Annotated in this window: 18 protein-coding genes and 1 pseudogene; 11 read left to right on the top strand and 8 right to left on the bottom strand. The window is 60.4% G+C overall.

Annotation, left to right across the window (positions count from 1 at the left end; all coding sequences use genetic code 11):
* The first annotated feature begins 25 nt into the window (after positions 1-25).
* On the top strand, positions 26-1,324 hold the full coding sequence (locus C9990_RS05835) for an OprD family porin (protein ID WP_106802744.1): 1,299 nt from the start codon (positions 26-28) through the stop codon (positions 1,322-1,324).
* 191 nt (positions 1,325-1,515) lie between these two features.
* On the opposite strand, the gene C9990_RS05830 is transcribed toward C9990_RS05835, so the two are convergent.
* Both C9990_RS05830 and C9990_RS05825 read right to left on the bottom strand, forming a co-directional pair.
* Positions 1,516-2,358 (bottom strand): mechanosensitive ion channel family protein, encoded by an 843-nt coding sequence (locus C9990_RS05830; RefSeq protein WP_106802743.1) that lies wholly within the window; start codon positions 2,356-2,358, stop codon positions 1,516-1,518.
* Between the two features lie 134 nt (positions 2,359-2,492).
* A complete protein-coding gene (locus C9990_RS05825) occupies positions 2,493-2,978 on the bottom strand; it encodes a YajQ family cyclic di-GMP-binding protein (RefSeq protein ID WP_003193880.1) in 486 nt (161 codons plus the stop codon).
* Between the two features lie 123 nt (positions 2,979-3,101).
* Here C9990_RS05825 and C9990_RS05820 point away from each other — a divergent pair, with 123 nt between their 5' ends.
* From C9990_RS05820 to C9990_RS05810, 3 genes are read left to right on the top strand one after another with little or no spacing between them, the layout of a single operon-like run.
* Entirely contained in the window at positions 3,102-4,019 is a 918-nt protein-coding gene (locus C9990_RS05820) for a putative 2-dehydropantoate 2-reductase (RefSeq protein WP_106802742.1), read from the top strand.
* Between the two features lie 46 nt (positions 4,020-4,065).
* Positions 4,066-6,102: an ATP-binding protein gene (locus tag C9990_RS05815; protein ID WP_106802741.1), complete on the top strand. Its 2,037-nt coding sequence runs from the start codon at positions 4,066-4,068 to the stop codon at positions 6,100-6,102.
* 2 nt (positions 6,103-6,104) lie between these two features.
* A complete protein-coding gene (locus C9990_RS05810) occupies positions 6,105-6,683 on the top strand; it encodes a cob(I)yrinic acid a,c-diamide adenosyltransferase (protein WP_106802740.1) in 579 nt (192 codons plus the stop codon).
* Between the two features lie 127 nt (positions 6,684-6,810).
* Here C9990_RS05810 and C9990_RS05805 read toward each other — a convergent pair whose 3' ends face one another.
* From C9990_RS05805 to secA, 3 genes are all read right to left on the bottom strand, one after another.
* Positions 6,811-7,755, bottom strand: a complete 945-nt coding sequence (locus C9990_RS05805; protein WP_106802739.1) for a Nudix family hydrolase — start codon at positions 7,753-7,755, stop codon at positions 6,811-6,813.
* Positions 7,756-7,774: 19 nt separating this feature from the next.
* Positions 7,775-8,992 (bottom strand): bifunctional glutamate N-acetyltransferase/amino-acid acetyltransferase ArgJ, encoded by a 1,218-nt coding sequence (gene argJ / locus C9990_RS05800; RefSeq protein ID WP_106802738.1) that lies wholly within the window; start codon positions 8,990-8,992, stop codon positions 7,775-7,777.
* Between the two features lie 123 nt (positions 8,993-9,115).
* Positions 9,116-11,851 (bottom strand): preprotein translocase subunit SecA, encoded by a 2,736-nt coding sequence (secA, locus tag C9990_RS05795; RefSeq protein ID WP_065908805.1) that lies wholly within the window; start codon positions 11,849-11,851, stop codon positions 9,116-9,118.
* A 305-nt stretch (positions 11,852-12,156) separates the two neighbouring features.
* Between secA and C9990_RS05790 the strand changes: the two genes are divergently transcribed.
* A complete protein-coding gene (locus tag C9990_RS05790; protein WP_065908804.1) occupies positions 12,157-12,612 on the top strand; it encodes a DUF721 domain-containing protein in 456 nt (151 codons plus the stop codon).
* 4 nt (positions 12,613-12,616) lie between these two features.
* Here the strand turns inward: C9990_RS05790 and C9990_RS05785 are convergent, their stop codons facing one another.
* Positions 12,617-14,095 (bottom strand): helicase HerA-like domain-containing protein, encoded by a 1,479-nt coding sequence (locus C9990_RS05785; protein ID WP_065909853.1) that lies wholly within the window; start codon positions 14,093-14,095, stop codon positions 12,617-12,619.
* 204 nt (positions 14,096-14,299) lie between these two features.
* On the opposite strand from C9990_RS05785, the pseudogene C9990_RS33005 reads away from it, so the two are divergent.
* The 5 genes and pseudogenes from C9990_RS33005 to C9990_RS05765 form a co-directional block, all read left to right on the top strand.
* Positions 14,300-15,331 (top strand): annotated as a pseudogene (locus C9990_RS33005) (cache domain-containing protein); the annotation flags it as partial.
* Positions 15,332-15,424: 93 nt separating this feature from the next.
* Positions 15,425-16,189 carry a methyl-accepting chemotaxis protein gene (locus tag C9990_RS33000; RefSeq protein ID WP_371920690.1) on the top strand — a complete coding sequence of 255 codons (765 nt, stop codon included), beginning with the start codon at positions 15,425-15,427 and terminating at the stop codon, positions 16,187-16,189.
* A gap of 134 nt (positions 16,190-16,323) precedes the next feature.
* A complete protein-coding gene (locus C9990_RS05775; protein ID WP_106802736.1) occupies positions 16,324-17,445 on the top strand; it encodes a glycosyltransferase family 1 protein in 1,122 nt (373 codons plus the stop codon).
* On the top strand, positions 17,438-18,181 hold the full coding sequence (locus tag C9990_RS05770) for a DUF2334 domain-containing protein (protein ID WP_106802735.1): 744 nt from the start codon (positions 17,438-17,440) through the stop codon (positions 18,179-18,181). The genes C9990_RS05775 and C9990_RS05770 overlap by 8 nt, the downstream gene beginning before the upstream one ends.
* The gene (locus C9990_RS05765) at positions 18,178-19,287 is read left to right on the top strand and encodes a lysylphosphatidylglycerol synthase transmembrane domain-containing protein (RefSeq protein ID WP_106802734.1); all 1,110 of its coding nucleotides are present in this window, start codon (positions 18,178-18,180) and stop codon (positions 19,285-19,287) included. Before C9990_RS05770 ends, C9990_RS05765 begins: the two co-directional genes overlap by 4 nt.
* Before the next feature lie 127 nt (positions 19,288-19,414).
* Here C9990_RS05765 and purU read toward each other — a convergent pair whose 3' ends face one another.
* The gene (purU, locus tag C9990_RS05760) at positions 19,415-20,263 is read right to left on the bottom strand and encodes a formyltetrahydrofolate deformylase (protein WP_106802733.1); all 849 of its coding nucleotides are present in this window, start codon (positions 20,261-20,263) and stop codon (positions 19,415-19,417) included.
* A gap of 349 nt (positions 20,264-20,612) precedes the next feature.
* Here purU and mvaT point away from each other — a divergent pair, with 349 nt between their 5' ends.
* Positions 20,613-20,987, top strand: coding sequence for a histone-like nucleoid-structuring protein MvaT (mvaT, locus tag C9990_RS05755; RefSeq protein ID WP_106802732.1), 375 nt, complete (start codon positions 20,613-20,615; stop codon positions 20,985-20,987).
* Between the two features lie 90 nt (positions 20,988-21,077).
* Here the strand turns inward: mvaT and sbcB are convergent, their stop codons facing one another.
* Positions 21,078-22,505 carry an exodeoxyribonuclease I gene (sbcB, locus tag C9990_RS05750; protein WP_106802731.1) on the bottom strand — a complete coding sequence of 476 codons (1,428 nt, stop codon included), beginning with the start codon at positions 22,503-22,505 and terminating at the stop codon, positions 21,078-21,080.
* Positions 22,506-22,629 lie beyond the last annotated feature (124 nt).

Raw genomic sequence — 22,629 nt, 5'->3', positions numbered from 1 at the left:
TCCTAAACCAAAGGAGCAAATCACGATGCGCGTGATGAAGTGGAGCATGATCGCCCTGGCTGTTTCAGCAGGCACCTCGCAGTTCGCAATGGCCTCTTCCCAGGACGACGCCAAGGGCTTTGTTGAAGACAGCACTTTCAGCATTAATACTCGCGCGCTGTATTTCAGCCGTGACAAGCGCAACAATGACACTGGCCAGAGCCGTAGCGAAGAAACCGGCCTGGGCTTCAACGGCCTGTACCAGTCGGGCTTTACCCAAGGCACCATCGGTGTGGGTGTCGACGCCATTGGCCTGCTGGGCGTCAAGCTCGACAGCGGCAAGGGTCGCGCCGGTACCGGCCTGTTCCCTGCCGGTTCTGACGGTCGCTCGCAAGACGACTACTCCAAGGGCGGCGCAGCCATCAAGTTCCGTATCTCCGATACCGTCTTGAAAATTGGCGACCAGTACACCACTGCTCCTGTATTCGCCTCTGACGACAGCCGCTTGCTTCCTGAGCTGCCACAGGGCGTGTCGATCACGAGCAACGAGATCAAGGGCCTGAAACTCGAAGCCGGTCACTTCACGTCGATCGTCGCACAGTCTCAAACCTACAAAGACAGTATCAGCGACAGCAACGACCCAAGCCATACAGGCCTGAAAGAAGCTAACTTCGTCGGTGGCGTCTACTCCTGGACCCCAGAGTTCACCACCAGCCTGTACTACTCGAAAGTCGAAGACTACTGGCGCAAATACTACGCCAACGTCAACTGGACTCACGCGCTCAGCGATGACCAGTCGTTGGCTTTCGACTTCAACATCTACGACACCAAGAGCGAAGGTGCCGGCCTGCAACGCGCAGAAAAAGACGGTACTACCAAGCTTGATAACCGTGCGTTCAGCCTGCAGGGTGCCTACACCATCGGCGCTCACACCTTCACCCTGGCAGCCCAGAAAGTTACCGGCGACGGCGACTATGGCTACGGCATCGACGGCGGCGGCTCGGTTTTCCTGGCCAACTCCATCGCTCGTTCCGACTTTAACGCCGAAGACGAGAAGTCCTACCAGGCACGTTACGACATCAACATGGCAACCTTTGGCGTTCCTGGCCTGAGCTTCATGACTCGTTACGTAACCGGTAGCGGCGCTAACACCGCCAGCACCTCGAACGGTAAAGAGTGGGAACGCGACATCGAAGCCAAATACGTGATCCAGAGCGGCCCAGCCAAAGACCTGAGCCTGCGCGTACGTCAAGCAACTTACCGTTCGTCTGACGGCGTGTACTACGGTTCGGCGTCCATCGACGAACTGCGTCTGATCGCGCAATACCCGTTGAACATCTTGTAATTGGCAGTTTGATTACAGTGATGACTTAAGGCCTCGGCCTTAACTAAAAAGCCGCTCCCCTGTTTGCAGGGGAGCGGCTTTTTTATTGCAGTTTTGTTTCACCGGGAAAATAACTAGCAAGCTAACTAACGAGATTGCAGTTTCTGCATCGAACCTGACCTATCCGCCAAGTTCGACGCTGTTGTTTGTGCTTACTTAGACGCCGTTTCCTGCATCACGCGAATAACCCGCTGTGGAAACGGAATATCAATATTCGCCGCCTTCAAACGGTCGCGTGCCATTTCATTAAGCATAAACACCACGTCCCAATAATCTGCGGTCTTGGTCCAGCAACGCAGGGACACGGTGATCGAGCTGTCACCCAGGGTCGACACCACGGCCGCCGCCGCCGGATCCGCCAGTACGCGTGGATCTTTTGCCAGCTCCAGCAACACTTCACGGGCTTTCTGCAGGTCCGCGTCATAGTCCACACCCACGTCGAACACCACCTTGCGGGTTGGCTGACGGTTGGTGTTGGTGATGATGCCGTTGGACAGGATGCCGTTCGGGACGATCACCGTCTTGTTGTCGCCGGTCCGCAGCACCGTGTGGAAGATCTGGATGCTGTCGACGGTACCCGAGGTCCCTTGGGCTTCGATCCAGTCACCAATGCGGAACGGGCGGAACAACAGGATCAGCACGCCGCCGGCAAAGTTCGCCAGGCTGCCTTGCAATGCCAGGCCGATAGCCAGGGTAGCGGCACCAATCGCGGCGACGAACGAGGTGGTCGCCACGCCGATCATCGAAGCCACGCTGACAATCAGCATCACCTTCAGCGCAATGTTCGCCAGGCTGGTGATGAAGTGCTGCAAGGCCAGGTCGGCGTTACGGATGGCCAGCAAGCGCCCCACTCGGTGGGTCAGGCGGTTGATCAGCCACCAGCCGATGGCCAGGGTGATCACGGCCAGCAACACGCGGCTGCCGTATTCCATAATCATCGGGATCCAAGACTGCGAGGTCTTGATCAAGTGATCCAGTTCAGCATTCAAATCCATCTACATTCTCCTGGTTACCGGATGTTCGGCGTAGTAAGTGCCCAAAATGCAATTGAGCCCCGGAGGGCTCAAGAGTAGGCGCAGGTTCTGGGGCGTGGGACGTCAAAAACCCCCGCAGGTTCCCCAAGGGGCCATCAGTCGCGGAAGTTATTGAACTGCAGCGGCATATCGAAGGTTTTCGCACGCAGGGCAGCAATTGCCTCTTGCAAGTCATCACGCTTCTTGCCGGTAACGCGTACCTGCTCGCCCTGGATGGCGGCCTGGACTTTGAGCTTGGCATCCTTGATATGCGCAACGATCTTCTTCGCCAGCTCCTTGTCGATGCCTTCCTTGAGCACGGCTTCCTGCTTCATCAGCTTGCCGGAGGCGTAGGCGTCCTTGACTTCAAGGCACTGCACGTCGATCTTGCGCTTGACCAGGGCCAGCTTGAGGATCTCGATCATCGCTTCCAGCTGGAAATCGGCTTCAGCGGTCAGGTTGACGGTCAGTTCCTTTTCCTTGAATTCGAAGCTGCCCTTGCCTTTCAAGTCATAGCGACGGTCCAGTTCCTTGACGGCGTTCTCGACGGCGTTGGTGACTTCGTGTTTGTCCAGTTCGGATACCACGTCGAACGAAGGCATGTCATATCTCCAATATAAGGGGCGGGCTCAGTAGAGATGGAGCGCGCCCGAGCTAAAATGCCGGGGCATTATAGCGGTTCTTTCGTCCCGTTCACTGTGAGCGATCCTACGGAGCAAAAACTGATGTCGACCACCTGGCATATTCTCGGCGCCGGCAGCCTGGGCACACTCTGGGCCACCCGACTGGCGCGCGCCGGCGTGCCCGTGCGGTTGATCCTGCGTGATGAAGCACGCCTGGCGAGCTATCAGTCGAGCAAAGGGCTGACCCTGGTGGAACACGGCGTAGCACATACCTACCCGGTCAGCGCAGAAACGCCCCACAGTCCGGAGCCGATTCATCGTCTGCTGGTGGCGTGCAAGGCCTACGACGCCCAGAGCGCCGTCGCACAGCTGCAGCACCGACTGGCACCCGACGCGGAGCTGATCCTGCTGCAGAACGGCCTCGGCAGCCAGGACGCGGTGGCCGCGCAACTGCCCCAGGCGCGCTGCATCTTTGCCTCCAGCACCGAGGGTGCGTTCCGCGATGGCGACTGGCGCGCGGTGTTCGCAGGCCATGGCTACACCTGGCTGGGCGACGTGAGCCAGCCAACCCCGCCGCTGTGGCTGGATGACCTGCACGCTGCCGGCATCCCCCACGAATGGAGCACCGACATTCTTACGCGCCTGTGGCGCAAACTGGCGCTCAATTGCGCGATCAACCCGCTGACCGTGCTGTACCAGTGCCGCAACGGCGAACTGCAGAGCCATCAATGTGAAGTCGCAACCTTGTGCGCCGAACTCGGCGAACTGCTCGAATGCTGCGGCCAACCGGCTGCCGCGCTCGACCTGCAGCACGAAGTCGAGCGCGTGATCCAGGCCACCGCCGCGAACTACTCCTCCATGTACCAGGACGTGGCCAACGGGCGCCGTACCGAAATCAGCTTTTTGTTGGGCTATGCTTGCCAGGCGGCAACACGTCACCAGTTGAATCTGCCCCATGTGCAACAACTGCAGGTACGCCTGGTCGACCAGTTGCTTGCACGCGGATTGCCCCGCAACTGAGGCACGCGCTACCCTGCCCGCCTGTCTATTATCTGGGAAAACCCTGATGCCGCTGCGCCAGCGTCTAGAAAACCTACCGGTCGGGCAGAAACTGCTCGCCGCCTTGCTGGTGTTGCTGACCACCGTATTGCTGGTGGCCAACCTGACCTTTATCAGCGCCGCCTATTGGATCTCGCAGGAAAGCATGGCGCCCCAGGCCCTGCAGGCCATCGGCCGGCTGGTGTCCAACCCGGCCCTCGCCGCCGAGGCTCTCGAATCCCCCGCTAAAGCCGACGCGCTGCTGAATGAGCTGACCAGCTATTCGCCGTTGCGCGCCGCAGCGCTGTACGACGGCGAGGGCAACCGCCTGGCGCAGATGCAACACGGCGACCGCCTGCACCTGCCGGACAACTACCGGCATATCGAGGCCTGGCGGGTGACTGAATTTCGCAGTAACCAGATCATCACCCTGCCCCGCGCAGGCCAGCCATCAGGGCATCTGCTGCTGGTGGCCAGCAGCGAACTGCCGGTGGCTTTCTATACCGGTACGCTGACGGCCAGCCTGGGCATCCTGATTTTCAGTGTGCTGCTGTGGCTGGTCATCGCCCGGCAAATCAAACGCCTGATCACCCGGCCGATCCATGAACTGGAAGAACTCTCACGCCAGGTCACCCGCGAAGAGAACTACGCCCTGCGCGCCGGGCGCGGCAACCACGATGAAATCGGCAGCCTCGCCGAAGCCTTCAACACCATGCTGTCGCGCATCGAAGCCCGCGAGCAACAGCTCAAGCGCGCCCGCGACGACTCCCAGGCCGCCTACGATCAGGCACAAGGCCTGGCCGAAGAGACGCGCCACACCAACCGCAAGCTCGAGCTGGAAGTCCAGGTTCGCAGCAAGATCGAGAAAAAACTCACCGGCTTTCAGAATTATCTGAACAGCATCATCGACTCGATGCCGTCGGCGCTGATCGCCCTGGACGAGCAGCTCTACGTCACGCAGTGGAACCAGGAAGCCAGCGCGCTCTCCGGCACGCGCCTGGATGAAGCCTTGAACCAGCCGATCTACCTGGCCTTCCAACCGCTCAAGCCGTACCTGCCGCAGATCAAGGCCACGGTCGAACAACACACGGTGGAGCGCATCGAACGCGTCACCTGGATCAAGGACGACGAGCCCAAGCATTACGCCCTGACCTTTTACCCGCTGACCGGCGGTGCCGGGCGCGGCGTGGTGATCCGTATCGACGACATCACCCAGCGCCTGTCCCTGGAAGAAATGATGGTGCAGTCGGAGAAGATGCTTTCCGTGGGTGGCCTGGCTGCCGGCATGGCCCACGAAATCAACAATCCGCTGGGGGCAATCCTGCACAACGTGCAGAACATTCGCCGCCGGCTGTCATCCGATCTCCCCAAGAACCTGGAGCATGCCGAACAGGTGGGCATTGAGCTGGAGAGGGTCAATCGCTACCTGCAAAGTCGCGAAGTGCCGCAACTGCTCGACGGCATCCAGCAAGCCGGGGCGCGGGCGGCGAAGATCGTCACCCACATGCTCAGCTTCAGCCGCCGCAGCAACCGACAAATGGCGCCTTGCGATCTACCGGCGCTGATCGACCAGGCGGTGGAAATTGCCGGCAACGACTTCGACCTGACCATCGGCTTCGACTTCAAGGGCCAGGCCATCATCCGCCAGTTCGACCCGCAACTGGGTCCGGTACCCGGCACGGCCAACGAGCTGGAACAAGTGCTGCTCAACCTGCTGAAGAACGCCGCCCAGGCCATTCACCTGCGCGAAGACGACAGCGAGCTGGGGCGCATCATCCTGCGCACGCGCCTCAACCCGCCGTGGGCGGAGATCCAGGTCGAAGACAACGGCATCGGCATGAGCGAAAACGTGCGCAAACGGACCTTCGAGCCGTTCTTCACCACCAAGGAAATCGGCCAGGGCACCGGGCTTGGGCTGTCAGTGTCATATTTCATCATCACCAACAACCACAAGGGCCAGATGGAAGTGCATTCCACCCTCGGCCAAGGCACCTGTTTCACCCTGCGCCTGCCCTTGGCCGGCAGCCAACTGCCACCTTACGAACTAACCGAACTGGAGCACTGACCATGGGCTTTCGCCTGTCGAAGATCTACACCCGCACTGGCGACAAGGGCGAGACCGGCCTCGGCGATGGCCGCCGCGTGCCCAAGGACCACCCGCGCGTGGAGGCGATTGGCGAAGTCGATACGCTCAACAGCCAGTTGGGTTTGCTCCTCGCCAGCCTGGAAGAGCAAAGCGGCCAGCACCCGGCGCTCAAGGAGGTGATCGAGGTGCTGAGCCCGTGCCAACATCGCCTGTTTGACCTGGGCGGTGAACTGGCCATGCCGGTGTACAAGGCGCTGAATGCAGCAGAGGTGGATCGGCTGGAAGCAGCGATCGATCGCTGGAACGAGGAAGTCGGACCGCTGGAAAACTTTATCTTGCCCGGTGGCTCGGCGCTGATCGCTCAGGCCCACGTGTGCCGTAGCCTGGCGCGCAGCGCGGAACGGCGGTGTCAGCATCTGAATGCGATTGAGCCGCTGGAGGGGGTGGGGTTGGCGTATATCAATCGGCTGTCGGATTTGCTGTTTGTGGCAGCCAGGATAATCGCCAAGCGCCAGGGGGTAGCCGAGATTCTGTGGCAGGCTGCGGCGAAGCCACACTGATGATTATTTAGCGCCTGATTGGCCCTGTCGCAGGCAAGCCCGCTCCCACATTTGAATGCACTCCAGCGTTGGAATCCGATCGAATGTGGGAGCGGGCTTGCTCGCGAAGAGGCCCGTCAGAACAGGATCAAACCTGCGGCCAGAACGCCCGAATTCCAGCCACACCCTGAGCCCCGGCTTCCCAAGCCTGTTCCCGCTCAGCAGGCCCTACCCCGCCCAGCAGAAACACCGGCTTGCTGAACCCACGGATCAACTCTGCCGCCTGCTCCCAACCCAAAGGCTGGGCATCAGGATGCGTCTGCGTCGGCTGCACGGGCGACAGCGTGACAAAATCCACGTCCATTATTTCTGCCAGCGCCAACTCTTCGGCATTGTGGCACGAGGCTGCCAACCAGCGATCCTTCGGCAGTGGCCGCCCCTTACTGGCGTACTTGCGCAGCTGCGCCGAAGTCATGTGCCAACCGGCTGCTGGGAAATCCCCCAGCCATTCAAATGGCCCCTTGAGCATCAGTTGCGCCTTGCCCGCACACAGGCCCACCGCATCCACCGCCAGATCACGGTATTTAGGGTCGTAGCCGTTGGGTGCACGCAATTGAATCAGCTTGATGCCGCCAGCGATGGCTTTCTGGATGCCGCGCAGCAACGTCGGGGTTTCCAGCTCGCCCGGGGTGATCAGGTACTCGGCCGGCAAGCGCGCAGCAGCCACGATGGGCGCGTTCGCTGCGGGAAACTCATAGCTGAGCAAATCCCGCGGGGCCACCCACTCCAGCGGCTGCCCTTCAGCACCATGAGGCTCGCCGGTAAACGCCGAGACATCCCAGACATCCAGCAACACCTGCTTGTCCGGGTAGTCGTGCTGCACCTTGATCAGCGGCCGCGCCGCGGTGACCTGGATACCCAGCTCTTCCTGCAATTCGCGCGACAGCGCGGTGGCGACCGACTCATCGGCCTCCACCTTGCCCCCGGGAAACTCCCAGAGGCCGCCCTGATGCTGGGTATCGGCACGGCGCGCGAGCAGGATCCTGCCATCGACACCGCGGATCACCGCTGCTGCTACATGCACTCGTTTCACCGCGCTTTCCTCTTTGCTATCAGGTGCGGTATTCCGCATTGATCTTCACGTACTCGTGGGACAGGTCAGTGGTCCAGATGGTTTCGCTGCACGCGCCGCGCCCCAACTCGATACGGATAGTGATTTCTTCCTGCTGCATCACCGCCGAGCCCTGGGCTTCGGTGTAGGTTTCGGCGCGGGCGCCACGGCTGGCAATGCACACGTCGCCGAGGAACACGTCGATCTTGCTCACGTCCAGGTCCGGCACGCCGGCACGGCCGACGGCGGCGAGGATCCGGCCCCAGTTCGGGTCGGAAGCGAACAGCGCAGTCTTGATCAGCGGCGAGTGGGCCACGGTGTAGCCGACATCCAGGCATTCCTGGTGGTTGCCACCGCCGTTGACTTCAACTGTCACGAACTTGGTCGCACCCTCACCGTCGCGCACGATGGCCTGGGCCACGTCCATGCACACTTCGAACACGGCCTGCTTCAGGGCAGCGAACAGCGGGCCTTCGGTAGAGGTGATTTCCGGCAGGTTGGCCTGGCCGGTGGCAATCAGCATGCAGCAGTCGTTGGTCGAGGTATCGCCATCGATGGTGATGCGGTTGAACGACTTGTTGGCGCCGTCCAGCATCAGGCGCTGCAGCACGTCGCGGGAGACTTTGGCGTCGGTGGCGATGTAGCCGAGCATGGTGGCCATGTTCGGGCGAATCATCCCTGCACCCTTGCTGATGCCGGTCACGGTGACGGTCACGCCATCGTGCACGAACTGGCGACTGGCGCCTTTTGGCAGGGTGTCGGTGGTCATGATGCCGGTCGCCGCCGCGGCCCAGTTATCCACAGACAGGTCGTCCAGCGCGGCTTGCAGGGCGCCTTCGATTTTTTCCACCGGCAGCGGCTCGCCGATCACACCGGTGGAGTACGGCAGCACCTGGCTGGCATCCACGCCGGTCAACTGAGCCAGCTTGGCGCAGGTACGTGCAGCGGCCACCAGGCCCGGCTCGCCGGTACCGGCGTTGGCATTCCCGGTGTTGGTCAGCAGATAACGGATCGGGCCGGCAACGCGTTGCTTGGCCAGGATCACCGGTGCCGCGCAAAAAGCGTTGAGGGTGAATACACCCGCGACAGTCGAGCCTTCGGCACAGCGCATCACCACTACATCCTTGCGCCCTGGGCGCTTGATGCCGGCCGAAGCGATACCAAGCTCAAAACCGGCAACCGGGTGCAATGTGGGCAAAGGACCAAGACCAACAGCCATGAATGCGCTCCTTAAAAATAGGTGATGTCTGTGCCGTCGCGATCGACGGTGAAATTAATGGCAAAACGCCGCGACGGCAAAAGCCGGTCGCGGCGCGAGGTGTTGCAGCGTCAGGCAAAAATCTTAGTTGATTTCGCCGTGGCAGTGTTTGAACTTCTTGCCCGAACCGCACCAGCACAGCTCATTGCGGCCCAGCTTCTGCTCGTTGCGCACCGGGGTTTGAGCCAGGGCCACATCGACCTCTTCGCCCAATACCTCAGGGGCTTCCAGGCCCGGCGCTTCGTCGTGCTGGAACTGCATGCGCGCCGCCAGTGCCTCGGCTTCCTGACGCAGGCGAGCTTCTTCCTCGATCGGGTCTTCGCGACGCACCTGAACGTGGGACAGCACGCGAATCGAATCGCGCTTGATCGAATCGAGCAGCTCGGAGAACAGCGTGAACGACTCGCGCTTGTACTCCTGCTTCGGGTTCTTCTGGGCGTAGCCACGCAGGTGGATACCGTGACGCAGGTGATCCATGGTCGACAGGTGGTCTTTCCACAGGTCGTCCAGCACGCGCAGAACGATTTGCTTCTCGAAGGTGCGCAGTGCTTCGGCACTCGCCTGCTCTTCTTTCTCGTTGTACGCGGCCAGCAATTCGGCCATCAGTTTTTCGCGCAGGGTTTCTTCATACAGGTGATCGTCTTCGTCGAGCCACTGCTGGACCGGCAAGTCGACACCGAAGTCGCTCTTCAACGCCGCTTCCAGGCCGGCGACATCCCACTGCTCAGGCAGCGATTGTGGCGGGATGTGTGCGCTGACGGTGGCGTTGAGCACGTCCTGGCGGAAATCGGCAATGGTCTCGCCAATGTTGTCGGCGGCCAGCAACGTGTTACGCATGTGATAGATCACTTTACGCTGTTCGTTGTTGACGTCATCGAACTCCAGCAGCTGCTTGCGAATGTCGAAGTTGCGGCCTTCAACCTTGCGCTGGGCTTTCTCGATGGCGTTGGTCACCATGCGGTGCTCGATCGCTTCACCGGACTGCATGCCCAGGGCTTTCATGAAGTTCTTCACCCGGTCCGAGGCGAAGATACGCATCAGGCTGTCTTCCAGGGACAGGTAGAAGCGGCTGGAACCGGCGTCACCCTGACGGCCGGCACGACCACGCAGCTGGTTGTCGATACGACGCGATTCGTGACGTTCGGACGCGATCACCTGCAAGCCACCGGATTCCAGCACGGCCTGGTGACGTTTCTGCCAGTCAGCCTTGATCTGGGCGATTTGCTCAGGGGTCGGGTTGTCCAGCGAGGCCACTTCCACTTCCCAGTTGCCGCCCAACAGAATGTCGGTACCACGACCGGCCATGTTGGTGGCGATGGTCAGTGCGCCTGGGCGACCGGCCTGGGCGATGATCTCGGCTTCTTTTTCGTGGAACTTGGCGTTGAGGACCTTGTGCTCGATGCCTTCCTTGTTGAGCAGGTTGGACACGTGCTCGGAAGTCTCGATGGTGGCGGTACCCACCAGGATCGGACGGCCCTGGGCCATGCCGTCCTTGATGTCGTTGATGATTGCCGCGTACTTCTCTTCGGCAGTCAGGAACACCAGGTCGTTGAAGTCTTTACGCGCCAGAGGCTTGTTCGGCGGAATGACCATGACGGCCAGGTTGTAGATCTGGTGGAACTCGAACGCTTCGGTGTCAGCCGTACCGGTCATGCCGGACAGTTTGTTGTACAGACGGAAGTAGTTCTGGAAGGTGGTGGACGCCAACGTCTGGCTTTCGGCCTGGATGTTGAGGTTTTCCTTCGCTTCGATGGCCTGGTGCAGGCCCTCGGACAGGCGACGACCCGGCATGGTACGACCGGTGTGTTCGTCGACCAGCACAACCTGGCCGTCCTGGACGATGTACTCGACGTTGCGATGGAATAGCTTGTGGGCGCGCAGGCCGGCATACACGTGGGTCAACAGGCCCAGGTTGTGTGCCGAGTACAGGCTTTCACCCTCGGCCAGCTCACCGATCTGGGTCAGCATCTCTTCGACGAACTGGTGACCGGCTTCGTTGAGTTCGACCTGGCGGGTCTTCTCGTCGATGCTGAAGTGACCTTCTTTGGTCACCACGCCTTCCACTTCCTCGATGTGCTGCTCCAGGCGCGGGATCAACTTGTTGATCTCGGTGTACAGGCGCGAGCTGTCTTCGGCCTGGCCGGAGATGATCAGTGGGGTACGGGCTTCGTCGATGAGGATGGAGTCGACTTCGTCGATCACGGCAAAGTTGAGTTCGCGCTGGAATTTTTCTTCCATGCTGAACGCCATGTTGTCGCGCAGGTAGTCGAAACCGAATTCGTTGTTGGTACCGTAGGTGATGTCGGCAGCGTAGGCGGCGCGCTTCTCTTCCGGCGGCTGGAACGGCGTTACCACGCCGACGGTCAGGCCGAGGAATTCATACAGCGGGCGCATCCAGTTGGCGTCCCGGCGAGCCAGGTAGTCGTTCACCGTCACAACGTGCACGCCCTTGCCGGACAGTGCGTTGAGGTAAACGCCGAGGGTTGCCACCAGGGTCTTGCCTTCACCGGTACGCATTTCGGCAATCATGCCTTCATGCAAGGTCATGCCGCCGATCAACTGGACGTCGAAGTGGCGCATGCCCATGACACGCTTACCGGCTTCACGGGCAACCGCAAAGGCTTCGGGAAGCAGCTTGTCGAGGGTTTCACCTTTGGCTATGCGGGCCTTGAACTCTTCGGTCTTGGCGCGCAATTGCTCGTCCGAAAGGGCAACCATCTGCTCTTCGAAGGCATTGACCAGCTGCACCGTCTTGAGCATGCGTTTGACTTCGCGCTCATTCTTGCTTCCAAAAAGTTTCTTTAACAAAGGCGCAAACATATCGGCAGGTTCTTCCACACATAGGGATGGAGGGCGCACCGTCAGTGGCCCGAGCAGCCCTCACGGCCGCATGCGAACGCGCATTCTACCCGGATTCGTGGGTGAGGAAAGTGGCGTTGTTCCCCGATGCTGGCATGGGGCTGTGAGAGGGCTTGTTTAAAATAAGGGCTTTTGGCGGAACTTCAACCCATCGGATGCAGAAGTTACCTATTGATTTGCCGGGCACGGCCCCGGCGATGCATTGCCTGGGGGCGTGCAGACGCTTTCTGCTAAGATGGCGGCTCTGTTACTTAAGGTGTCTAATCATGGCATTTCGCCCTCTTACAGCCCGCGCTCCCGGCGTGTTGCTTCGCGAAGCCAAGCCGTTGAAAGCCATCTTTGGCCACGCGCAACGCTTGGGCCATTTGCAACGCCTGCTCGAAAGCCAACTGCAACCGGCCGCACGTGAACATTGTCATGTGGCGTCCTGGCGTGAAGGTAATTTGCTTTTAATCGTCACTGACGGCCATTGGGCGACCCGTTTGCGCTATCAGCAAAAACGCCTGCAGCGTCAATTGATGGCGTTTGATGAGTTCGCCAGCCTGATGCGCATCCAGTTCAAGGTGCAACCGCCCACCGTCCAGCAAGGCGCGGTGGGGCATACCATGGATTTGTCGGCCAATGCCGCCGAAACCATTCAGGCAACGGCCGACGGCATCAGCGACCCGGGCCTGCGCGCTGCGCTTGAGCGCCTGGCCGCCCACGCCAAGCCCAAGGCCTGAGCCGTTACTTGCGCTTGCTGCCGCCCAGCAACGAGCCCAACAACCCACGTACCAACTGCCGCCCCATCTGATTGGCGGCTTGCTGCATGGCCGATTTCAGCGCTTTGCCTGCCGTGGTCCCCAGGAACGCGCCGGCCTTGTCGGTAAAGCTCGGCTCCTCGGCGGCGGGCTTGGCCTCTTCGGTCGGCCCCAGCTCCTTGCGCGCCATCAACACTTCGTAGGCAGACTCCCGGTCGATCGGCTTGTCGTAGCGCCCCAGCAGCGGTGAACTGGCGACCAGCGCGGCGCGCTCGGCCTCGCTCAGTGGTCCGATCCGCGATTGCGGCGGCGCGACCAGCACACGCTGGACGACTTCCGGCGTGCCCTTTTCCTGCAAGGTGCCCACCAAGGCCTCACCCGTGCCCAACTCCGTCAACACCGCCAAGGCATCGAATGCCGGGTTTGGCCGGAAACCCTCCGCGACGGCGCGCAGGGATTTTTGCTCTTTGGTGGTGAACGCCCGTAAGCCATGCTGGATGCGCAGGCCGAGCTGGGCCAGCACGCTGTCCGGCAGGTCGCCCGGCGACTGGGTGACAAAATACACGCCAACGCCTTTGGAACGAATCAGTCGCACGACCTGCTCCAGGCGGTCCTGCAAGGCCTTGGGCGTATCGGCGAAGAGTAAATGCGCCTCATCGAAAAACAGCGCCAGCAGCGGTTTGTCCGCATCACCGCGTTCGGGCAGTTGCTCGAACAGTTCCGCCAGCAGCCACAACAGGAACGTCGCGTACACCTTCGGCGCCTCATGCACCAGGCGGCTGGCATCCAGCAGATGAATGCGCCCGCGCCCGTCGCCCGTGGGCTGCAGGATATCTTCAAGCTGCAGCGCCGGTTCGCCGAACAACGCCTCCGCGCCCTGCTGCTCCAGCACCGCCAGGCGCCGCAACAGGGCCTGGCTGGAACCGGTGGTCATCAATGCCGCGTCTTCGCCGAGCAGTTCCGGGTGATAACGCAGGTGATTGAGCAGTGCCTTGAGGTCCTTGAGGTCCAGCAACAACAAGCCTTCGCGGTCGGCCACTTTAAAGGCCGCGTAAAGCGCCGACTGCTGGCTGTCGGTGAGCTCCAGCAAACTGCCGAGCAGCAACGGGCCCATTTCGCTGATGGTCGTACGCAACGGATGACCGGACTGCCCGTGGATATCCCACAACGTCACCGGATAGGCCTTGGCCGTGTAATGGAGGAACGGCATCCCGGCGATCCGCTCAGCCACCTTGCCCTGGGGGTTCGCCGCCGCACCCAGGCCACACAGGTCGCCTTTGATATCCGCGGCAAACACCGCCACGCCCGCGTCACTGAAAGCCTCAGCCAGGCGTTGCAACGTGACGGTCTTGCCCGTGCCGGTAGCGCCGGCGATCAGCCCGTGGCGGTTGGCCAGGCGCATGGCCTGGGCAATCGGCTGGCCAGACAGGTCTGCGCCAATGAGGAGTTGCGAGGAGTCAGGCATTTCGTCACCCATGGTTAATCTTTAGTGTCGCCAGGTCGATACAGGCAAGTGTGAGACCCACAAAGTCCAAAAATAGGTCAGATAGTTCCTACAGGGACCCTTAGCGCTACCGCAAGAAGTATCACACCTTTTTTGACGCTGCCATTTTGCGCCTCCCATAAGGACGCGCTTCGGATATTAAGACCTTAGCGGACCCTACAAGCCATGAATAAAAATCTGCGTTTCAGCCACAAAATCCTGCTTGCAGCCTCCCTTATCGTCATCGCCGCGTTCGCGGTGTTTACCCTCTACAACGACTACCTGCAGCGCAACGCCATTCGCGACAATCTCAACAATTACCTGCATGAGATGGGAAATGTCACTGCCAGCAACATCCAGACCTGGCTGAACGGGCGCATCGCCCTGGTGGAAAACGCCGCACAGAACATCGCCACCAACCCCGAACCATCTGTGGTCGCCAGCCTGCTGGAGCAGAAAGCACTGACGAGCGCCTTCATGGCAACGTACGTCGGCGACAGCCAGGGCGCGTTCACCATCCGCCCCGACACCAAGATGCCGGACGGCTTCGATCCGCGCGTGCGGCCTTGGTACAAAGGTGCGCAGAGCAGCAACGGCTCGACCTTGACCGAGCCCTACATCGATGCCGCCACCGGCAAGTTGATCATTTCCGTGGCCACCCCAAGTAACCGGGGCAGCCAGAGCATCGGCGTGGTCGGCGGCGACCTGAGCCTGCAGACCCTGGTGGATAACATTGGCGCGCTGAACTTCGGCGGCACAGGCTATGCGTTCCTGGTGAGTGCCGACGGCAAGGTGCTGGTGCACCCGAACAAAGACCTGGTGATGAAAACCCTGGCCGATATGTATCCAAAAAACACGCCGAAAATCAGCAGCGATTTCAGCGAAGTCGAGGCCAACGGCAAAGACAACATCGTGACCTTCATCCCGATCAAGGGCCTGCCCTCGGTGAACTGGTACCTGGGTATTTCGGTGGATAAAGACAAATCCTTCGCCATGCTCAGCGAATTCCGCACTTCGGCGGTGATCGCGACGATCATTGCGGTGGTGATCATCATCGCCCTGCTGGGCATGCTGATCCGCGTACTCCTGCAACCGCTGCACGTGATGACCCGCGCCATGCAGGACATTGCCGACGGCGAAGGTGACTTGACCCGCCGCCTGGAGATCCAGAACAACGACGAGTTCGGCACCCTGGGTAACGCGTTCAACCGCTTCGTGGAGCGGATTCACACATCGATCCGCGAAGTGTCCTCGGCCACCGAACAGGTCAATGAAGTGGCACTGCGGGTGGTCAGCGCGTCCAACTCCTCGATGGTCAACTCGGATGAACAGGCCAACCGCACCAACAGTGTGGCCGCCGCCATCAATGAACTCGGGGCCGCCGCCCAGGAAATCGCGCGCAATGCCGCACAGGCCTCCAGCCAGGCCAGCGACGCCAGGCACCTGGCCGAGGACGGCCAACAGGTGGTGGAGCGCAATATCAAGGCGATGACTGAGCTGTCGGCGATGATCAGCGCCTCCAGCGGCAACATCGAAGCGCTCAACAGCAAGACCGTGAATATCGGCCAGATTCTTGAGGTCATCACCAGCATTTCCCAGCAAACCAACCTGCTGGCCCTCAACGCGGCCATCGAAGCCGCCCGCGCAGGCGAGGCTGGCCGTGGTTTTGCGGTGGTGGCCGATGAAGTGCGCAACCTGGCGCATCGCACCCAGGAATCGGCACAGCAAGTGCAAAAAATGATCGAGGAGCTTCAAGTCGGGGCCCGCGACTCGGTCAGCACCATGAGCCAAAGCCAGCGACACAGTAATGACAGCGTGGAAATCGCCAACCTGGCCGGTGAGCGCTTGAACAGCGTGACGCAGCGCATCGGCGAGATTGATGGCATGAACCAGTCGATGGCGACTGCGACCGAGGAACAGACCTCGGTGGTGGAGTCGATCAACATGGACATTACCGAGATCAACACGCTTAACCAGGAGGGTGTGGAAAACCTGCACTCGACCCTGCGCGCCTGTGCCGACCTCGAACAGCAGGCGGCCAGGCTGAAGCAACTGGTTGGCAGCTTCCGGATCTGACAGAAATCCTCCAACCCCTGCAGGAGCGGGCTTGCTCGCTCCTGCGTGGTCGTTGTCTGCGACGACACACTCATCCCGATCGAACATCTATCCTTACCTCAGGTCCACGTTAAGGAGAGCAATGGATCGGAGGGATGTTCATCGTGCATATCGCTGACATAACCATGTTCTACGCCCCAGCCAGCGGCGGCGTGCGGACTTATCTGGACGCCAAGCACCGACGCTTGACGCTCAAGCCCGGCATTCGCCACAGCCTGTTGATCCCAGGCGCCCACTTGAGCGAACAGGATGGGGTGTACCAGGTACCGGCCCCCGCCCTGCCCTTCGGCAAAGGCTATCGATTCCCGCTGCGCCTGGCGCCATGGCGAAACGTCCTGCACGATTTACAGCCCGATCTGATCGAAGTCGGCGATCCCTATCTCACCGCGTGGGCCGCACTGGATGCTCGGCGCCAGCTGGATGTACCGGTCATCGGCTTTTATCACTCCGATCTGCCGTTGCTGGTCAGCAACCGCATGGGGCCGTGGTTTACCCCGAACGTTGAAGCCTATGTCAGCAAACTCTATGGGAATTTTGACCGGGTACTGGCTCCCAGCCAGGTGATGGCCGACAAACTCACCGGGCTTGGCGTGAAGAACGTCTTCGTTCAGCCGTTGGGCGTGGACCTGCAAACCTTCACACCCGAGGTCCGTGATCCCGGCTTGCGCGCCGAACTGGGGATCAGTGAAGACACGCGCCTGCTGATCTTCGCCGGGCGCGGTTCGAAGGAGAAAAACCTGCCGGTGCTGCTCAACTGCATGAAGCGCCTGGGCGATGGCTACCACCTGCTGTTGGTCGGGTCTGGCATGCCCGCGAGCGTGCCGGACAACGTTACGGTGATCGACGGCTTCCGCCCGGCCGCGCATGTCGCGCGCTTGATGGCCAGCGCCGATGCGCTGCTGCATGGCGGCGATCAGGAAACCTTTGGCCTGGTCATCCTCGAAGCGATGGCCTGCGGTATCCCGGTAATCGCCGTGGCCGCCGGGGCCTTCAATGAAATTGTCGACGAGCGCTGCGGCCTGCTGTGCGCGCCGAACAATCCCAAGGCGATGGCCGACGGGGTTCGCGAACTGTTCAGCGTCGACAGCCAACGCCTGGGTGCGCAGGCCCGGCGGCACGTGGAACACCATTACGCGTGGGATACGGTGGTCGACAGCCTGCTCGGCCATTACTGCGCGGTACTCGGTACCCACAAGCCGATGCTCTGCCATGGCTGAGCGTTCGGTCTTGCTGGTATTGCACGACGTGGCGCCGCACAACTGGGTCGACTACCGCCCCTTCGTCGAAGCGGTGGACGCGCTGGGCGCGGTGCCTATCACTTGGCTGGTGGTGCCGGACTTTAATCATCAGGATGCCTTGCCCGCCGCAGGCGAGTTTCGGCGACTGCTCGACAGCCGCGTCGCCAGGGGCGATGAACTGGCGCTGCATGGCTACTCCCATAGCGACGACCAACCGTCGCCGCGCACGCCAAAAGAATGGTTCATGCGACGCATCTATACCCACGAAGGTGAGTTTTACCAGCTGTCAGAAGCCCAAGCACTGGAACGTCTGCATAAAGGTATCGAGGTATTTCGCGAAAACCACTGGCCCCTCCACGGCTTCGTCGCCCCGGCCTGGTTGATGAGCCCAGGCACCCGTGAAGCCTTGCGCCAATTACCCCTGAGCTACACCAGTGATCCGCAACACCTGTATCGGCTGCCGGATTTCACCCCGGTGGCGGCTCCCGGCCTGGTGTGGAGTGCGCGCAGCAGCTGGCGCCGGGGCGTGTCCAAAATCCTCAGCGACCGCCGCGAGCAACGCTGGCAAAACGCCCCGGTGATTCGCCTGGGCCTGCATCCGGTGGACATGCGCCACGACTTTTCCCGCCGCTATTGGCTCGAAACGCTGCAACGCCTGCTGGACGCGGGTCGCACGCCTATGACCAAAGTGGCCTGGCTGGCTTCCCAACCATGAGCCGCTTGCTCTGGCTGTTGCTGGCGCTGATCGTCGCGCTGATCATTCCGGCGTGGCTGGGCGGCGGTGAAACCGTGGCGCGCCTGGTGCAATTCCCCTGGCAACTGTTACTGGCCTTGTTCGCCATGATCGTAGTGTGCTGGGTGATCAACAGCCTGCGCCTGCGCCTGCTGCTGGGTGAGCACATCGGCCAACTCGGCCGTGTGAAAAGCCTCGGTGTCGTGATGTCGACCGAGTTCGCCATGTGCGCCACCCCCGGCGGCAGTGGCGGCCCACTGACCTTGATGGCGTTGCTCGCGCGCAACGGCATACGACCAGCCCATGGCAGCGCGGTGTTTGCCATGGACCAGTTGAGCGATTTGCTATTCTTTTTATGCGCACTGACGGGCATTGCGCTGTATGCCCTTTTCCACACCCTGAACCCGCGACTGGAATGGCTGCTGGAGCTCAGCGCTGTATCGATGGTGGGTGGGCTGTTCTGTGGCGTATTGCTGGTGCGCTTTCACCGCCAGGCCATCCGCCTGACGGGCGCGGTCCTCAAGCAACTACGGGTGCGCCCAAAGGTTCGTCGACGCTGGGCGCGCAGGCTGTTGCGCTTCCTGGCGGCATTCACCGACACGCTGAAATTGCCGTGGTCTACGTTGATAAGCGTATTTTTTCTCACGAGCGCGCACTGGACCCTGCGCTACAGCGTGCTCTATCTGGCGTTACGCGGATTGGGCGGGGATGTGCAATGGGCCTGGAGCTTTCTGATCCAGATGCTTTCATTGACGGCCGGGCAATTCAGCCTGCTGCCTGGCGGGGCGGGGGCTGCGGAATTGACCTCCGCGGCGTTACTGGCGCCCATGGTCGGCAAATCCACCGCAGCGGCGGCAATCCTGATCTGGCGGGCCGTAACGTATTACTTTTATCTGCTGGCCGGCGGGCCGGTATTTCTACTGATGGTTGGCAAGCCTTTGCTCAAGCGTCTTTTTCAGCGGGCCCAGGCGGCGCGTCCGGGGTCTGCAACTGCTCCCACAACTGGGCGGCCCCAGGAAAGTCAGTACCGTCCTCCGCATCCAGCGCGTCCGGGTCATAGCGACTCAGACAGCCTTCGCCCACGGTAGCAGGCGCCTTGGAGGTGGCTTTATCGAGTGGATCGCTCATGGTCAAAATCCTCAACGGCAGGCAAAGAAAAAGGGCCTGGGACGATTTAACGCCCAGGCCCCTCATTCTTCAATCACAACGCGTCAATCAGAACACGACGGTCTTGTTGCCGTGCACCAGCACGCGGTCCTCCAGGTGGTAGCGCAGCCCTCGGGCCAGCACCATCTTCTCGACATCGCGGCCGAAGCGCACCATGTCTTCAATGCTGTCGCTGTGGCTGACACGCACCACGTCCTGCTCGATGATCGGGCCGGCGTCCAGCTCTTCGGTGACGTAGTGGCAGGTTGCGCCGATCAGCTTGACCCCACGCAGGGAAGCCTGATGGTACGGCTTGGCACCGACGAACGATGGCAGGAAACTGTGGTGAATGTTGATCACCTTGCCAGCGTATTCGCTGCACAGTTCCGGCGGCAGGATTTGCATGTAGCGCGCCAGGACCACGACATCGGCCTCGTGCTGTTTGACCAGGCGAGACACTTCGGCGAACGCCGGCTCCTTGTCCTGCGGGTTGACCGGCACGTGGTAGTACGGGATGCCATGCCATTCGACCATGCTGCGCAGGTCGTCATGGTTGGAAATAACGCAGGCAATATCACAGTCCAACTCGTCGCTGTGCCAGCGGTGCAGCAAGTCCGCCAGGCAATGGGACTCACGACTGGCCATCAGCACCACGCGTTTTTTCTGCTCGGTGTCGGTGATGCGCCAGGTCATCGAAAACTCTTCGGCGATCGGCGCAAAGGCCTCGCGAAAAGCCTCGAGACCAAACGGCAGCGTGTCGGCACGGATTTCGTGACGCATGAAGAACCAACCGCTGAGATTATCCGAGTGATGGCTCGCCTCGGTAATCCAGCCATTGTGGGAAGCCAGAAAGTTACTGACTTTGGCAACGATGCCGACCCGGTCCGGGCAAGCAATCACCAGCCGAAAAGTGCGCATTAGGGGAAAACTCCAGAACTTCGCAAAGGCCGCCATTCTAGCGATTGCGCAGGAAAACTGCAGTATTCGTTAACGCTTATTCTGATCGCCGGCCTGGCCCTTGCCCCTTAATCGCCTAAGGTTTTACCACCTTAATATGAATCTACTGCGTCACCTTGGATTCTTCCACGGTTTGTCAGGCGATTACCTTAAGGTCTACGACCTAGTAATTAACTCGATTGCGTAGGTTTGTTAAAAACATTCAACGCAATTCACATAAATGCACGCTTAAATGTTTACTTGGGCAAACCGCCTGACTATTATTAGGTCACTGTCCCTGTCAATCAGCGCTCTACATAAGGTAGTCCACATGTCTCTGATCAACGAATACCGTGCCACCGAAGAAGCTATCAAAGAGCTGCAAGCCCGTTTGAAGAACCTGTCCCAAGACGACAAACTGCAAACCGAGCTGGAATTCGAAGGCAAATTGCGCACCCTGATGGGCGAATACTCCAAATCCCTGCGTGACATCATCGCACTGCTGGATCCAGAGTCGAAAGTTAAAGCACCGCGTGGCGCCGTGAAAACTACCGGTACCAAGCGTGCTCGCAAAGTCAAACAATACAAAAACCCGCACAACGGCGAAGTGATTGAAACCAAAGGTGGCAACCACAAAACCCTGAAAGAGTGGAAAGTCAAGTGGGGCGGTGACGTGGTTGAAGGCTGGGCTACCCTGCTGGGCTAAGCTTCGCCAGGCTTGCGCCTGATCCGCGACACATTAAAAACGCCAGCTTGCTGGCGTTTTTTATTGTCTGCAGGTTCTCCATGAAACGGACTACACATTTACCCGGGCGGCCAAATCATCGGCATATTGCTGCCACTGCTCCAGCACCTCACACTGAAACGGTGTAGCACTTACAGCCAACTCCTGCCGGGCCTGCTTAAATGCTTCGAGGGTATTCGGAGCCCCGCATTCAGGGTCGGACAAACGCTGCTGACAAAAAAGTTTCCAACGTTGTTGCTCCTCGCTATTCAAGGTCTCGGGGAAGTTACGTGCACGGTAGCGAAATAATAATTCAGGCAAACGCTGATCATCAAAAGGCCACTGCTGGCGTGCTAATTGCGCAGGCTCGGCTGCCCGGACTTGTTCACATAAACGTCGATCACGATCGCCGATAAAACCGTCATAAAGCTGCTGTTCAGGGTCGGCACTCGGGGCAAAATCTTCCTCGGCATAAATGAGCGCCAACTTATCGCGCCAAAGTTCCTGTGCGTCAGTTAGCCGCAGCGCCCGTTCCTGATAAACAGTCATATCCAAGTGCAGGCGTTCTCGATCTTCAGCCCTCAGCACATTCAGGGGGGCGACCACCGGGCAACGATTGATATGCACCAACTTGAGCGGCACCGGCAATTCGCCCTCGGCAAGCTCGTCACGCCGGGTGTAGAGGCGCTGGCGCAAGGCCTGGGCATCAAGGTCCAGCAGCCCTTGGGGGTCGAGCCCAAGGTCGCAGACGATCAACGCATTGCGATTGCGCGGGTGCCAGGCCAGCGGCAGTACAACGCCCAGGTAATGACGCTCGGCGGAAAAGCGCCCGGAGATATGGACCATGGGTTGTAACAGGCGCACCTGGTCCATCACCCGCTGTTTACTGCGCAACTGGAACAACCATTCGTAGAGCTTCGGTTGTTTTTCACGCACCAACCGCGCCAGCGCAATCGTGGCGCGCACGTCGGACAACGCGTCGTGCGCCTGGCCATGATCGATGCCGTTGGCGGCCGTCAGGCGCTCCAACTTGAGCGTGACGCGCCCCTCCTGTTGTGGCCACTCGATACCTTCGGGGCGCAGGGCGTAAGCGGTGCGAACTACGTCGATCAAATCCCAGCGGCTGTTACCGCCCTGCCACTCGCGCGCATAAGGGTCGAAAAAATTGCGATACAGGCTGTAGCGCGTCATTTCATCGTCAAACCGCAAGGTGTTGTAACCGGCGCCGCAGGTCCCTGGGGCGGCCAGTTCGGCGTGTACACGAGTCATGAAGTCAGCCTCGGCCAGGCCTTTTTCCGCGAGAATTGCCGGGGTAATGCCAGTAATCGCGCACGCGGCGGGGTGCGGCAGGATATCGTCGCTGGGTTGGCAATAAAGATTGACCGGCGCGCCGATTTCGTTGAGGTCCAGGTCCGTACGGATACCGGCTACCTGAAGGGGGCGGTCATTGCGCGGGTTGATGCCGGTGGTTTCATAGTCGTACCAGAAAATGGAGGTCACGGGCTATTCCTGTACTGAAGATCGGCAAAGTCTAGGCGCTGAACCGCCTTCGAGGCCAGCACGCGTTGCACTGTACAAACATCCAGCAAAACCTTGAGTGGTTGCTTCCATCGTCGACGCTGCT

The sequence above is a fragment of the Pseudomonas sp. S5D5 genome (assembly GCF_003013355.1).
Taxonomy (GTDB): domain Bacteria; phylum Pseudomonadota; class Gammaproteobacteria; order Pseudomonadales; family Pseudomonadaceae; genus Aquipseudomonas; species Aquipseudomonas aylmerensis.
The sequence above is the reverse complement of the archived record's forward strand: the minus strand, read 5'-3'. Positions and strand labels throughout refer to the sequence as shown.

Excerpts from the sequence above, each read along its gene's own strand:
- C9990_RS05835 (WP_106802744.1), top strand. The coding sequence starts at position 26 with ATGCGCGTGATGAAGTGGAGCATGATCGCCCTGGCTGTTTCAGCAGGC.
- C9990_RS05830 (WP_106802743.1), bottom strand. The coding sequence starts at position 2,358 with ATGGATTTGAATGCTGAACTGGATCACTTGATCAAGACCTCGCAGTCT.
- C9990_RS05825 (WP_003193880.1), bottom strand. The coding sequence starts at position 2,978 with ATGCCTTCGTTCGACGTGGTATCCGAACTGGACAAACACGAAGTCACC.
- C9990_RS05820 (WP_106802742.1), top strand. The coding sequence starts at position 3,102 with ATGTCGACCACCTGGCATATTCTCGGCGCCGGCAGCCTGGGCACACTC.
- C9990_RS05815 (WP_106802741.1), top strand. The coding sequence starts at position 4,066 with ATGCCGCTGCGCCAGCGTCTAGAAAACCTACCGGTCGGGCAGAAACTG.
- C9990_RS05810 (WP_106802740.1), top strand. The coding sequence starts at position 6,105 with ATGGGCTTTCGCCTGTCGAAGATCTACACCCGCACTGGCGACAAGGGC.
- argJ (WP_106802738.1), bottom strand. The coding sequence starts at position 8,992 with ATGGCTGTTGGTCTTGGTCCTTTGCCCACATTGCACCCGGTTGCCGGT.
- secA (WP_065908805.1), bottom strand. The coding sequence starts at position 11,851 with ATGTTTGCGCCTTTGTTAAAGAAACTTTTTGGAAGCAAGAATGAGCGC.
- C9990_RS05790 (WP_065908804.1), top strand. The coding sequence starts at position 12,157 with ATGGCATTTCGCCCTCTTACAGCCCGCGCTCCCGGCGTGTTGCTTCGC.
- C9990_RS05785 (WP_065909853.1), bottom strand. The coding sequence starts at position 14,095 with ATGCCTGACTCCTCGCAACTCCTCATTGGCGCAGACCTGTCTGGCCAG.
- C9990_RS33000 (WP_371920690.1), top strand. The coding sequence starts at position 15,425 with ATGGTCAACTCGGATGAACAGGCCAACCGCACCAACAGTGTGGCCGCC.
- C9990_RS05775 (WP_106802736.1), top strand. The coding sequence starts at position 16,324 with ATGTTCATCGTGCATATCGCTGACATAACCATGTTCTACGCCCCAGCC.
- C9990_RS05770 (WP_106802735.1), top strand. The coding sequence starts at position 17,438 with ATGGCTGAGCGTTCGGTCTTGCTGGTATTGCACGACGTGGCGCCGCAC.
- C9990_RS05765 (WP_106802734.1), top strand. The coding sequence starts at position 18,178 with ATGAGCCGCTTGCTCTGGCTGTTGCTGGCGCTGATCGTCGCGCTGATC.
- purU (WP_106802733.1), bottom strand. The coding sequence starts at position 20,263 with ATGCGCACTTTTCGGCTGGTGATTGCTTGCCCGGACCGGGTCGGCATC.
- mvaT (WP_106802732.1), top strand. The coding sequence starts at position 20,613 with ATGTCTCTGATCAACGAATACCGTGCCACCGAAGAAGCTATCAAAGAG.